14 protein-coding genes are annotated in these 12,308 nt (G+C 71.6%); 12 read left to right on the top strand and 2 right to left on the bottom strand.

Translation table 11 applies throughout. The features are described from left to right. Positions 1 to 90 precede the first annotated feature (90 nt). From D1J51_RS04120 to D1J51_RS04075, 10 genes are all read left to right on the top strand, one after another. Positions 91 to 801, top strand: a complete 711-nt coding sequence (locus D1J51_RS04120; RefSeq protein WP_119073922.1) for an ABC transporter ATP-binding protein — start codon at positions 91 to 93, stop codon at positions 799 to 801. Continuing rightward, positions 798 to 1,586 carry an ABC transporter permease gene (locus D1J51_RS04115; protein ID WP_119073921.1) on the top strand — a complete coding sequence of 263 codons (789 nt, stop codon included), beginning with the start codon at positions 798 to 800 and terminating at the stop codon, positions 1,584 to 1,586. Before D1J51_RS04120 ends, D1J51_RS04115 begins: the two co-directional genes overlap by 4 nt. After that, positions 1,583 to 2,314, top strand: coding sequence for an ABC transporter permease (locus D1J51_RS04110; protein WP_119073920.1), 732 nt, complete (start codon positions 1,583 to 1,585; stop codon positions 2,312 to 2,314). The genes D1J51_RS04115 and D1J51_RS04110 overlap by 4 nt, the downstream gene beginning before the upstream one ends. A gap of 143 nt (positions 2,315 to 2,457) precedes the next feature. After that, positions 2,458 to 2,877 (top strand): 30S ribosomal protein S16, encoded by a 420-nt coding sequence (gene rpsP / locus D1J51_RS04105; RefSeq protein ID WP_119073919.1) that lies wholly within the window; start codon positions 2,458 to 2,460, stop codon positions 2,875 to 2,877. 5 nt (positions 2,878 to 2,882) lie between these two features. Next, a complete protein-coding gene (locus D1J51_RS04100) occupies positions 2,883 to 3,152 on the top strand; it encodes an RNA-binding protein (protein ID WP_205547700.1) in 270 nt (89 codons plus the stop codon). Then, positions 3,152 to 3,757, top strand: coding sequence for a ribosome maturation factor RimM (rimM, locus tag D1J51_RS04095; protein WP_119073918.1), 606 nt, complete (start codon positions 3,152 to 3,154; stop codon positions 3,755 to 3,757). Before D1J51_RS04100 ends, rimM begins: the two co-directional genes overlap by 1 nt. Continuing rightward, positions 3,754 to 4,491, top strand: coding sequence for a tRNA (guanosine(37)-N1)-methyltransferase TrmD (gene trmD / locus D1J51_RS04090; protein WP_119073917.1), 738 nt, complete (start codon positions 3,754 to 3,756; stop codon positions 4,489 to 4,491). The genes rimM and trmD overlap by 4 nt, the downstream gene beginning before the upstream one ends. Positions 4,492 to 4,715: 224 nt before the next feature. Next, positions 4,716 to 6,041 (top strand): Mur ligase family protein, encoded by a 1,326-nt coding sequence (locus D1J51_RS04085; RefSeq protein ID WP_119073916.1) that lies wholly within the window; start codon positions 4,716 to 4,718, stop codon positions 6,039 to 6,041. Beyond that, a complete protein-coding gene (locus D1J51_RS04080) occupies positions 6,038 to 6,763 on the top strand; it encodes a type 1 glutamine amidotransferase (protein ID WP_371414074.1) in 726 nt (241 codons plus the stop codon). Before D1J51_RS04085 ends, D1J51_RS04080 begins: the two co-directional genes overlap by 4 nt. A gap of 124 nt (positions 6,764 to 6,887) precedes the next feature. Then, positions 6,888 to 7,445 carry a YceI family protein gene (locus D1J51_RS04075; protein ID WP_119073915.1) on the top strand — a complete coding sequence of 186 codons (558 nt, stop codon included), beginning with the start codon at positions 6,888 to 6,890 and terminating at the stop codon, positions 7,443 to 7,445. 13 nt (positions 7,446 to 7,458) lie between these two features. Here the strand turns inward: D1J51_RS04075 and D1J51_RS04070 are convergent, their stop codons facing one another. Then, complete coding sequence (locus D1J51_RS04070) at positions 7,459 to 8,529, bottom strand: FUSC family protein (protein WP_240422885.1); 1,071 nt, start codon at positions 8,527 to 8,529, stop codon at positions 7,459 to 7,461. Further along, complete coding sequence (locus D1J51_RS04065) at positions 8,526 to 9,575, bottom strand: App1 family protein (protein WP_119073914.1); 1,050 nt, start codon at positions 9,573 to 9,575, stop codon at positions 8,526 to 8,528. Before D1J51_RS04065 ends, D1J51_RS04070 begins: the two co-directional genes overlap by 4 nt. Positions 9,576 to 9,811: 236 nt before the next feature. On the opposite strand from D1J51_RS04065, the gene D1J51_RS04060 reads away from it, so the two are divergent. After that, complete coding sequence (locus tag D1J51_RS04060; protein ID WP_119073913.1) at positions 9,812 to 11,251, top strand: cytochrome ubiquinol oxidase subunit I; 1,440 nt, start codon at positions 9,812 to 9,814, stop codon at positions 11,249 to 11,251. A 26-nt stretch (positions 11,252 to 11,277) separates the two neighbouring features. Further along, entirely contained in the window at positions 11,278 to 12,306 is a 1,029-nt protein-coding gene (gene cydB, locus D1J51_RS04055) for a cytochrome d ubiquinol oxidase subunit II (RefSeq protein ID WP_119073912.1), read from the top strand. Positions 12,307 to 12,308 lie beyond the last annotated feature (2 nt).

The raw sequence follows: 12,308 nt of genomic DNA, 5'->3' as shown, positions 1-12,308 counted from the left end.
CGGGCGGATCCGACCCGGGTCCGAGACGGCGCCGCGATGATCGAACCCCGGGTCGATGCCGCACCGCCCCCGCCGAGCTGGGATGGGGGCATGCTCCTCTTCGACAACCTCACCAGGCGCCGCGGCGCGCGCACCGTGCTCGACCGCGTCGCCTTCGAGGCCCGGCCGGGGCGCGTCACCGCCTTCCTCGGACCCAACGGCGCCGGCAAGTCGTCGGCGCTGCGCACGCTGCTCGGCCTCGACGCCACCGACGACGGCCGCGCCCTCGTGAACGGCGCCCCCTACCGCCGACTGCGCGAACCGCTGCGGGTCGTCGGATCGATGCTCGACGGCTCGGGCGCGCACCGTTCGCGCCGAGCCCGCGACCACCTGCTGTGGATCGCACGCGCCGGAGGGATCCCGCGCCGCCGCGTGGACGAGGCGCTGCAGCAGGTGGGGCTGGCCGACGCCGCCCGGATGCGCGTCGGCCAGTTCTCGCTGGGCATGGGGCAGCGCCTCGGGCTCGCCGCCGCGCTGCTCGGAGACCCCGAGGCGCTCGTGCTCGACGAGCCGGTCAACGGCCTCGATCCCGAGGGCATCCGCTGGATGAGAGGGCTGCTCCGCGAACACGCCGACCGGGGCGGCACCGTGCTGCTGTCGAGCCACCTCATGAGCGAGGTGGCCGACGTGGCCGACGACCTCGCGGTCATCGCCGGCGGGCGCATCGTCGCCCGCGGGACCCTCGGCGAGGTCACCGCGGGCCACCCGACCCTCGAGGAAGCCTTCTTCGCCCTCACCGACGGCCGGGGAGAGCGGCGATGAGGGGCCTTCGCCCGCTCGCGGCCGAGCTGCACAAGACCCTGACGCTGCCCTCGACCTGGGTCGCGCTCGCCGTCACGATCCTCGGCACCGCGGCGATCACCGTGCTCAACGCGAACTACGCGCGGTCGGCCATCGCCTCGGGCGACGTGTGGGACCGCGGGCTGCTGTCGCCGTTCGAGACCGGATACTCGGGCATGCCGCTCGGAACCGTCGGCGCGGTCGTGCTCGGCGTCGTGGCCATCGGCAGCGAGTACACCGCGGCCAGCACCGATGCGGGCGGCGGGCGGCAGATCACCACCACGCTCGCCGCGATGCCCGGCCGAACGGGCGTGCTGCTGGCGAAGACCGCCGTCGTGGTCCTGCTCGTCGCGCTCTCCGCGGCGGTCGCGATCCCGCTCAGCACGGGCATCGCCGCCGTCATGCTCGGCGACGCCGCCGTCCCGACCCCGGGCTTCGGCGAGGCCGCCGCCCGGTCGGCGGGCGCGGCGCTCTACTGGGCGCTGACCGCGGTCATGGCGATCGCGATCACCGCGCTCGCCCGCACCGTCATGATCCCGCTCGTCGTGCTCATCGCCAACAGCTCGGTCGTGTCGGTGTCGATCCTGCTCTCGCGGGTGACGCCGCTCGCGTTCTGGCTGCCCGACGCGGCGGGCCAGCGGCTCTTCGGCGACCTCTCGATGATGGAGGGCGCGCTCGACGCCGGCCCCGGCGGGCTCGTGATGGCCGCGTGGGCGGCGCTGCTGCTCGGGATCGCGGCCGTCGTGTTCGCGCGGCGGGACGCGTGAGCGGGCTGGGGCGGGCCGTCGCAGCGGAGGCGGCGAAGCTGCGCACTCTGCCCGCCGCTCCGCTCACGGTGCTCGGCACGGCGATCCTCGCCGGCGCGATCGCGGGGGCGCTGGCCGCGCAGGAGCCCCCGATCCCGGCGGCCGACGCCGTCGCCGGAGCGGTGCCGCTCGCGCAGGCGGGGGCGATCCTGCTCGGCGTGCTGCCCGTCACCCAGGAGTACGCGGGGCGCCAGCTGCGCACGAGCCTCGTCGCCGTGCCGTCGCGCGGCGCCGTGATCGCGGCGAAGACCGCGGTCGCCGCGGCGGCGTCGCTGCTCGCCGGGGCGCTGGCGACGGCGGCCGCGCTGGGCGCCGCGTGGGGCGCGGGGATCGCGACCGGCGACGGGGCGCCGGATCCGCTCGCCGGCGGCGGCAGGGTGCTCGGCGCCGCGCTCTACCTGGCGCTGATGGGCCTGCTCGCGCACGCGGTCGCGCTGCTGCTGCGCGGCCCGGTGCCGGCGCTGACGTCGACGCTCGCGCTCGTGCTGCTGGTGTCGCCGGTGCTCGCCGGGCTCGGAGCGTTCGCGAGGTGGCTGCCGGATCGGGCCGCGGCGGCGCTGTACCTGCCCGACGCCGGGCCGGGCGACTGGCTCGGCCCCGCTCCGGGAGCGCTCGTCGCGCTCGCCTGGATCGTCGCGCTCACCGCGCTCGGCGCGTGGCGCTTCTGCCGGAGCGAACCCGTCCCATGAAGGCTCTAAAATCCCTGTTCGTGACGAAAATTGCTATTTAGCTCCCCGTGTGGGAGGATGGTCGGGTTCGCGCGCCACGCGCGTGTAGGCTTCCGCGCCCGCTCCGGGCCGGCGTCGTACCACCTCTACTCAAGGAGTCATTCATGGCTGTCAAGATCCGTCTGAAGCGCCTCGGCAAGATCCGCGCGCCCTACTACCGCATCGTCGTCGCCGACTCGCGCACCAAGCGCGACGGCCGCGTGATCGAGGAGATCGGCAAGTACCACCCGACCGAGAACCCCTCGCTCATCGAGGTCGACTCGGACCGCGCCCAGTACTGGCTCGGCGTCGGCGCGCAGCCCACCGAGCAGGTGGCCGCGATCCTCAAGCTGACCGGCGACTGGGGCAAGTTCACGGGCGAGGGCTCCACCGAGTCGCGAGTGCAGACCCCCGAGGCCAAGTCCGTGTTCGAGGCCGACGCCGCCAAGAAGCCGGTGCTGCGCCCCAAGTCGGAGAAGCCCGCCGAGGCCCCGGCTGCCGAGGCGCCGGCCGAGGAGGCCGCCGCCGAGACCAGCGAGGGCTAATCCTCTTGGCTGAGCAGGCACTGGCCGAGGCGCTCGACCACCTGGTGCGGGGGATCGTGGATCACCCGGAGCGCGTGCGCGTGGACTCGCGCGACACCGCTCGCGGCGAAGTGCTCGAGGTGCACGTGCACCCCGGCGATCTGGGTCGCGTGATCGGCCGCGGCGGGCGCACCGCCTCCTCGCTGCGCACCCTCGTCTCGGCGCTGTCCGAGACCGGTCGCGTGCGCGTCGACGTGGTGGACACGGACCGGGGCGCCGACGAGGACGCCGCCTGATGGCCGATGCGCGAGAGCGTGCGCGAGCTCCCCGTCCCGCTAGCGGGGCGGGGAGTTTGCGCGTCGGCCGCCTCACCAAGCCCCACGGCCTGAAGGGCGGCATCAAACTCGAGCTCTTCACCGACAACCCCGAGCTGCGCTTCGTGCCCGGCGCGGTCTTCCACCTGCAGGTGCCCGAAGACTCGCCGTGGTTCGGGCGCACCATCACGATGCGCGAGCTGCGCTGGTTCAACGAGTCGCCGGTGGGATTCTTCGAGGAGCTCCCCGACCGCACCGCGGCCGAGGGCATCGTGCGCGCGATCCTCTGGATCGACGAGCGGGCCGTCGCCGAGGGCGAGGAGGAGGACGCCTGGTACGATCACCAGCTGGTCGGGCTCGACGTGGTGCGCGAGCGCGAGTCCGGCGAACTCGAGGTGCTGGGCGTGGTCGCCGAGGTGCAGCACCTCCCGGCGCAGGATCTGCTCGCCGTGACGACCGATCGGGGCACCGTGCTGGTGCCGTTCGTCGAGGCCATCGTGCCGGGCGTCGATGTCGAGGCCGGCGCGGTGCGGGTGACCCCGCCCCCCGGCCTGTTCGAGGACGCTCCGGGGAAGGACCCCGGATGAGGATCGATGTCGTCTCGATCTTCCCCGGCTACTTCGACGCGCTCGACCTGTCGCTGCTCGGCAGGGCGAGGCAGCGGGGCCTCATCGACGTGCGCGTGCACGACCTGCGCGACGCCGCGCACGATCGGCACCGCACGGTCGACGACACTCCCGCCGGGGGCGGCGCGGGCATGGTGATGAAGCCCGAGCCCTGGGGGGAGATGCTCGACGGGATCCTCGGCTCCGACGGCGCCGATCCCGATCCGCTCCTCATCTTCCCCTCGCCCGCGGGCGAGGTCTTCACGCAGCGCACGGCGCGCTCGCTCGCTCGGGAGCGCCACCTGGTCTTCGGCTGCGGCCGGTACGAGGGCATCGACCAGCGCGTCTTCGACGAGTACTCCGAGCGCGGGCGGGTGCGCCTGCTGAGCATCGGCGACTACGTGCTCAACGGAGGAGAGGTCGCCGCGATCGCCATGATCGAGGCGATCGGGCGGCTGCTGCCGGGCGTGGTGGGCAACCCCGAGAGCCTCGTCGAGGAGTCCCACGAGGAGGAGGGCCTCCTCGAATACCCGAGCTACACCAGGCCGGCCGAGTGGCGGGGGCGCGAGGTGCCGCCGGTGCTGCTGAGCGGCGACCACGCCGCGGTCGGGGCCTGGCGGAGCGAGCAGCGCATCGAGCGCACCCGGCGCGTGCGGCCCGAGCTGCTGCCCCGCGAACTGCGCGGGGAGGCGCGCGGGCGGCACGCCGCCGAGTAGCGGCGCGATCCCGTCTCGCGATCCCGTCTCGCGATCGGGGCCCGCGATCCGGCCCCGCGATCCGGCCCCGCGATCCGGGCCCGCGATCCGTGTGCGCCTTTCGGGCGCTTCCATCGACGCGAGGCGTCAGAAAGGCGCACCTCGATGGGCTTCGGCGGCGCCGCGGGACCCCCCGCGCGCCGCCGTGCGGCTCGCGGGGACGGCGCCGCCGCTAGGCTTGTCCCATGCGTGATTTCCTCTCGGCCGCCATCGGCAAGACGGTGCGGCAGGCGGCGCGGTTGCGGGGCGGGGGATCGGCGCTTCCGGGCCTCGTCGTGGAGAAGCTCGACCCCGGTTTCCTCTCCCGGGTGCTCGGCCGACTGCCGTACGGCGTCGTCGCGGTGAGCGGCACCAACGGCAAGACCACAACGACGAAGATGATCGTGGAGATGCTCGAGGCCCAGGGGCTGCGCGTGTTCACGAACCGCACCGGCTCGAACTTCTCGCGCGGCGTCGTCGCCGCGGCCGTTCAGGAGTGCTCGATCGGCGGCGCACTCGACGCCGACATCGCGGTGCTCGAGCTCGACGAGGCGCACGCCATGTACTTCATCGACCGCGTGCCGCCGCGCTTCACGCTGCTGCTCAACGTGCTGCGCGATCAGCTCGACCGCTTCGGCGAGATCGACACCACGGCGAAGCTGCTGCAGCGCATCGCCGACGCCACCGCCGAGGGGCTCGTCGTGAACCGCGAGGACCGCCTGGTCGCGGTGATCGGGGAGCGCACCCGCGAACGCGCCGGCGGACCCGAGGTGCGCGGCTTCGGGCTCTCCGACGAGCTGCTGTCGATGTTTCCCAGCGACGACGACTTCCACGCCGGCGCGCTCGTCGCGGGAGGCGCGGACCGGGGGGAGGCGGATGTCACGCTGGTCGAGCTGGGCGACCACGAGGCGGTGTTCCGCCTCGACGGGGACGACCACCGCACGTCCCTGAGGCTCGAGGGCCTCTACAACACCTTCAACGCGGCCGCGGCGCTCGCCACGGTGCGCATGATCCTGCGGGCGGGGCCGGTCGCGGGGCTGCCGGCCGGCGCGGTGCCGAGCCCGGCGACTCCGGCGATCCTGGCCTCCCTCGCCGAGGTGCGCCCCGCCTTCGGACGCGGCGAGCGGCTGACGCTCGACGGGCAGCCGCTCGAGCTGGTGCTCGTGAAGAACCCGGCCGGCTTCCGCCTGGGGCTCGCCTCCTTCGACCCGGGCGGGGTCGACGCGATGATCGCGATCAACGACCAGTACGCCGACGGGCGCGACATGTCCTGGCTCTGGGACGTCGACTTCACGTCGCTCGCGGAGGGGGGCGTCGACACGGTCAGCGGCACCCGCGCGTGGGACATGGCGCTGCGGCTGGAGCACGACGACGTCGCGGTGGGGCGCGTCGAGGAGGATCTGGGCCGTGCGCTGCGCGAGTTCCGGGGGCGCACGGGCGGGGCGCCCCGGCGCATCTACTGCACCTACACCGCCATGCTGGAGCTGCGGAGGGCGCTCGCCGAGCTGACCGAGGTGGAGGACATCTGGTGACCGGGCAACGAGAACTCGCGATCGTCTCGCTCTACCCCCGCGACATGAACATCTACGGGGACCGGGGCAACGTGCTCGCGCTCACCCGCCGTGCGCGGGAGCACGGCTACGCGCCGCGCGTGACCGAGGTGAACCCGGGCGACGCGCTGCCCGAGGTCGTCGACATCGTGATCGGGGGCGGCGGCCAGGACTCGGGACAGGGCCGCGTGGCGAAGGACCTGTCGGCGCGGGCCGGCGAGATCCGCGCGCTCGCGGGCGACGGGACGCCGATGCTCATGGTCTGCGGGCTCTACCAGCTGTTCGGTCACCGCTTCATCACCCACACGGGTGACGAACTGGTCGGCATCGGCGTGCTCGACGTGGAGACCCGCGGGGGCGGCGAGCGCATGATCGGCAACATCGTGCTCGACTCAGACGAGTTCGGCGAGATCATCGGCTACGAGAACCACAGCGGCAACACGACGCTGGGACCGGGATCGCGGCCGCTCGGACGCGTGATCCAGGGGGCCGGCAACAACCCCGAGGACGGGGTCGAGGGGGCGCGCACCGGCAACGTGATCGGCAGCTACCTGCACGGATCCCTGCTGCCCAAGAACCCCGCGCTGAGCGACTTCCTCGTCGGCGAGGCGGCCCGCCGCCGCTACGGGGACTTCGACCCGGTCGCGCCGGTGGGCGAGACGGTGATGCGGGCGCGCGAGAGCGCGAAGCGGCGCCCGAGGTAGGCGGGAGGGGCGCCTGGCCGGGCGGAGCCGATGCGGGAAGAGCAAAGTTCTCGAGGCCGGGAATATGCGCGCGCATGTATCGGTTGTGCTCTCCAGACACGTCAGTCGAACGAAAGGCACCTCTATGTCAATCACCGCAGATCAGATCCCCGGTTACCGCGTCGGCACGTGGAAGGTCGACCCCACGCACTCCGAGGTGGGCTTCTCCGTGCGCCACCTCGCCATCAGCAAGGTCAAGGGCAAGTTCGAGCAGTTCGACGCGACCTTCGTCACCGCCGAGAACCCGCTCGAGTCGACCGTGACTGCCAGCGCCGAGGTCGCCTCCATCGACACCAACGAGAAGAACCGCGACGGCCACCTGCGCACCGGCGACTTCTTCGCCGCGGAAGAGCACCCGCAGCTCACCTTCGTCTCGACGGGGGTGCGCGAGGAGAACGGGGAGTTCAAGGTCGACGGCGAGCTCACGATGCGCGGCGTCACCAAGCCGGTCACCTTCGACTTCGAGTTCGGCGGCTTCGGCGAGGACGGCTACGGCAATTACAAGGCCGGCTTCACCGCCACCGCCGTCGTCAAGCGCGAGGACTTCGGGCTCACCTGGAACGCCCCGCTCGAGAAGGGCGGCCTGCTGCTCGGCTCCGACGTGGCGATCACGCTCGACGTGCAGGCGGCTCTGGAGAAGTAGGACCGCCCGAGCCTCACCCCGGATCGCCGGTGATGCGGCCGCGCACGCGGCGCAGATCCTCCATGAGCGATCCGATGAGCACCCAGTGCTCCGGGTGCGGCCGCGGGATCGTGTAGGGGGTCGTGAGCGCCGGGGGCTCGGCGGCGCCCTCCTGCTCCGCCGAGGGCTCGCGCGCGAACAGCTCGAGATCGTGCGCGGCCCTGCGGATCTCCTCGACCATGCCCACCACCGAGGGATCCGTGATGAGATCGGGCTCGTAGAGGTCGTACACCGCCCGCGACATCCCGCCGATCTGCGTGACGATCGGCTGGAGCCGCTGGAACAGCGCGTCATCGTCGGCGAGCCCCTGCCGGTAGCGGCGGCTCCGGGGGTTGAGGCGCAGGCTCTCGCGGGCCTCGCGCAGGAGTTCGTGCACCCGGGTGCGCCCGGTCTGCAGCGCTCGGGCGTCCTCGTGCATCTGCTCGAGCCAGTCGTCGTCGCGAGGCCGATCCAGGGCGTCGGCGATCCGGCGCAGCGCCGAGGCGGCGTCCGCGGTGAGCGACACGAGCGCCTCGTGCACGGGCAGGGTGCGCACCGGCGCGACCACCAGAGCGTTGACGGCGACTCCGATGAGCGCGCCGATGAGCGTCTCGACCAGCCGCTCGACGCCGTAGTACAGGTCGAGGCCGCCGAGGGCGATCATCAGCAGGGCGCTCACCACGATCTGGTTGGCGGCGCTCGGCGTCATGCGCAGCAGCCAGCCGAGGGCGAGCCCCGCCACCAGTGCGGCGATGAACAGCCACGAGTGCTGCCCGAGGAGCTCGCCGGTGACGAGCGCCACCGCCACGCCGAGCAGCACGCCGACCACGCGCTCCAGGCCCCTGCTGAGCGACTGGTCGACGTTGTCCTGCACCACGAGGAGCGCGGCGATCGCCCCGAAGATCGGGAGCTGCCCGGGAAAGACGAGCAGGCAGGTGAACCACGCGATGACCACGGCCGCGAGGGTCTTCGACACCTGGATGAGCGGAGCCCGCTCCTCTGCCCTGACCCGGCCGGTGAGCCGACGGGGCGCGCGGCTCCAGCGGGCGAGCCGGCGCCAGATCACAGCAGGTCCAGCTTGCGCAGCTCCTCGCGCAGCGTCGCTCCGTCCGGACCGTACAGCCAGGGCACCCCGCTCGTGCTGCGGTGCAGGTGCGCCTTCGAGCGGCCGCCGGCGAGCACGGCCTCGCCCACGGAGAGCTGCCGGATCATGACCGCGGCCACGTTGTCGGGGTGCGCGGTGGCGAACTCGTGGTACAGCGCTTCGTCGCGCTGCCCGTCGTCGCCGATGAGTATCCACTTGATCCCCGGGAACTCCTCCGCGAGCCGCTTGAGCTCCCGGCGCTTGTGCTCCCTGCCGCTGCGGAACCAGCGATCGTGCGTGGGCCCCCAGTCGGTGAGCAGCAGCGCGCCCATGGGATACAGGTTGCGGGCGAGGAAGCGGCTCAGCGCCGGCGCCGCGTTCCAGGCGCCGGTCGAGAGGTAGACGATGGGGGAGCCCGGATGCCGGGCGACCAGGTGGTCGAGCATCACGGCCATGCCGGGGGTGGCGGAGCGCGCGTGCTCGTCGAGCACGAAGCTGTTCCAGGCGGCGACGAACGGCCGCGGGAGCGCGGTGATGAGGATCGTGTCGTCGATGTCGGAGATGATGCCGAACTGCGCGTTCGGCTTCACGACGTCGATGGGGGCGTCGGCCGCCTCGCTGTCGCCGGCCTGCAGCGTGAGCGTGTGCCAGCCGGGGGAGAGCGAGACCGGCACGATCGAGTCGATCACGCCGCCGCGGTCGGTCACGACCTCGGTCACGGGCTCGCCGTCGATGAGCACCCGCACCGGCTGATGCGGCACCGAGACGCTGGTGAAGGTGCGCCAGCCGCGCACGCGGGAGACCTCCGCGACGTCGGGGCGGAATCGGGTGTGCTCGCGGCTCTCGCGTTTCAGATACAGCACTCGGCCGAGCACGCGCACCCACTCGGTGCTGCCGTAGCTCAGGTACGGGATCACCGACGGCGTCTTGCCGTGCGACACGGCGCGGCGGGCGCGGCGCCCGTGCACCCAGCCCTCCAGACGCGCCGCGAGGCGGGGCCGGGGATCGGGCTGGGTGTTCGATATCACCCAGCCAGTCTAGGGCGAGCGCTTCGCTCGGCGCGGCGCCGGGCGAGAAGTGTCTCGAGCCCGAGCGAAAAGTAGTTCGACGTCAAACCGCATTCGCAGGCGATTCACAGAGAGGATAAAATCAGAGTTGGCCGGTCGCCGACCGGCAGCTCCGGCGAGAATGACATCTCGTGGCGGACCTCACTAAGGGAGTGCACCCTTGGCGGGGTGCCGCGCCCTTCGTTCTGGAGCGATACATGGACGAGTTCCTCGATCCGCTGATCCTGGCGCGCTGGCAGTTCGGGCTGACGACGCTGTACCACTTCATCTTCGTGCCGCTCACGGTCGGCATGGCCCTGCTCGTGGCCATCCTGCAGACCGCGTGGGTGCGCACGGGCAAGGACAAGTACCTGCGCCTCACCCGGCTCTTCGGCCGGATCTTCCTCATCAACTTCGCCATGGGCGTGGTGACCGGCATCGTGCAGGAGTTCCAGTTCGGCATGAACTGGTCGAACTACTCCCGCTTCGTCGGCGACATCTTCGGGGCGCCGCTCGCGATGGAGGGCCTCATCGCCTTCTTCTTCGAGGCGACCTTCATCGGGCTCTGGATCTTCGGCTGGGACAAGCTGCCGAAGAAGGTGCACCTGCTCACCATCTGGATGGTCTGGATCGGCACCGTGGCCTCGGCCTACTTCATCCTCGCCGCCAACGCCTTCATGCAGAACCCGGTGGGCTTCACGATCAACGAGGAGCGCGGTAGGGCCGAGCTCCAGGACATCGGCGCGGTGCTCACGAACCCCGTCGCGGTGACCCAGTTCCCGCACACGGTCTTCGCGGCGGCCATGTTCGCCGGCGTCGTGATCGTGGCGGTTGCCGCGTGGCACCTGCAGCGGGGGCAGTACGTCGACGAGATGCGCACCGCACTGCGCTTCGGCGCGTGGACGAACATCGTCGCGTTCGCGGGCGCAGCCCTCTCCGGTGACCTGCTCGCCCGGGTCATGACGCAGACGCAGCCCATGAAGATGGCCGCCGCCGAGGCGCTCTACAACACCGCGAGCGGCGCCGACGCGTCGTTCTCGATCTTCAGCTGGGGCACGCCGGACGGCACGCAGGAGATCTTCTCGATCCGCATCCCCTACCTGCTGTCCTACCTCTCGAACGGCACCTTCGACGGCAGCGTCGAGGGGATCCGCGACCTGCAGACGCAGTACGAAGCCCTCTACTGCGGCGCCGGCTCCCTGCTGACCTGCCCGAGCAACGGGCAGTTCGCCCCCATCATCTGGGTCACCTACTGGGCGTTCCGCTGGATGATCGGCCTCGGCGCCTTCGCGGCGCTCGTCTCCGCAGTCGGGCTCTGGATCACGCGCAAGAGCATCGACCTGCCGAAGTGGGTGTGGAAGGTCGCCATCTGGACCGCGCCGATCCCCATGCTCGCGTCGCTCGTCGGCTGGCTCTTCACCGAGATGGGGCGGCAGCCGTGGATCGTATTCGGGGTCATGACCACCGAGCAGGGTGTGTCTCCCGGCGTGCCCGGCTGGGCGGTGCTCACGTCGCTGATCGTGTTCACGCTGGTCTACGGCGCCCTCGCGGTGGTCGAGTTCAAGCTGATCACGAAGGCGGCCAAGGAGGGCCCGCCGGATATCGAGCAGGACGACAGCGGCGAACCCGACCCGCAGCGGCTCGCGACGGTGTACTGAACGACGAACGAGGGAAAACGCGCATCATGGAACTCACCACGCTCTGGTTCTTCATCGTCGGCGTGCTGCTCATCGGGTACTTCGTGCTCGACGGCTTCGACTTCGGCGTCGGCATGTCGCTGCCGTTCCTCGGCCGCGACGACACCGACCGCCGCCTCATCATCAACACCATCGGGCCGGTGTGGGATCTCAACGAGACCTGGCTCATCGTCGCGGGCGCAGCGCTGTTCGCGGCCTTCCCGGAGTGGTACGCGACGATGTTCTCGGGCTTCTACCTCGCCCTGCTCGTCATCCTCGTCGCGCTGATCCTGCGCGGGGTCTCCTTCGAGTACCGGCATCAGGGCAAGGGTGCGCAGTGGACGGGCTGGTTCGACCGGTTTATCTTCTGGGGCTCCGTGATCCCGCCCCTGCTGTGGGGCGTCGCGTTCGCCAATCTCGCCCAGGGCGTGCCCATCGCGCCCCTCGAGAACGGCGGCTGGATCTACGAGGGCACCCTGCTGACCCTGCTCAACCCCTACAGCCTGCTCGGCGGGCTCACGCTGCTGCTCATCACCTTCACGCACGGTCTCGTGTTCGTGTCGCTGAAGACCGCGGGCGACATGCGGGATCGGGCCCGACGTCTGGCCACCCGCGTCGGGATCGGCGCGATCCTCGCCGGAGCGGCGTTCCTCGCGTGGACACTCGTGCAGCATCGCGACAGCGACACGTTCTGGGTGATCGCGCTCTGCTCGGCGCTCGCGGCGGCGGCGCTGATCGGCGGCTGGGTCGCCAACCTGCTCGGCCGCGAGGGCTGGGCCTTCACCGCCAACGCGGCGGCGATCGTCTTCGCGCTGCTCGCGGTGTTCATGTCGATGTTCCCCAACGTCATGCACTCGAGCATCGATCCCGCCTACTCGATGTCGATCTCGGGCGCCGCGAGCTCGCAGAAGACGCTCGAGCTGATGACCTGGGTCGCCGGCTTCACGATGCCGCTCGTGCTCGCCTACCAGGCCTGGACCTACTGGGTGTTCCGCAAGCGCCTCACCCGCGAGGCGATCCCGGCCGCCGCTCACTGAGC

The sequence above is a fragment of the Leucobacter sp. wl10 genome (assembly GCF_003569785.1).
Lineage (GTDB): Bacteria > Actinomycetota > Actinomycetes > Actinomycetales > Microbacteriaceae > Leucobacter.
Note: the sequence above shows the minus strand (reverse complement) of the source record. Positions and strands in the feature narration are given on the sequence as shown.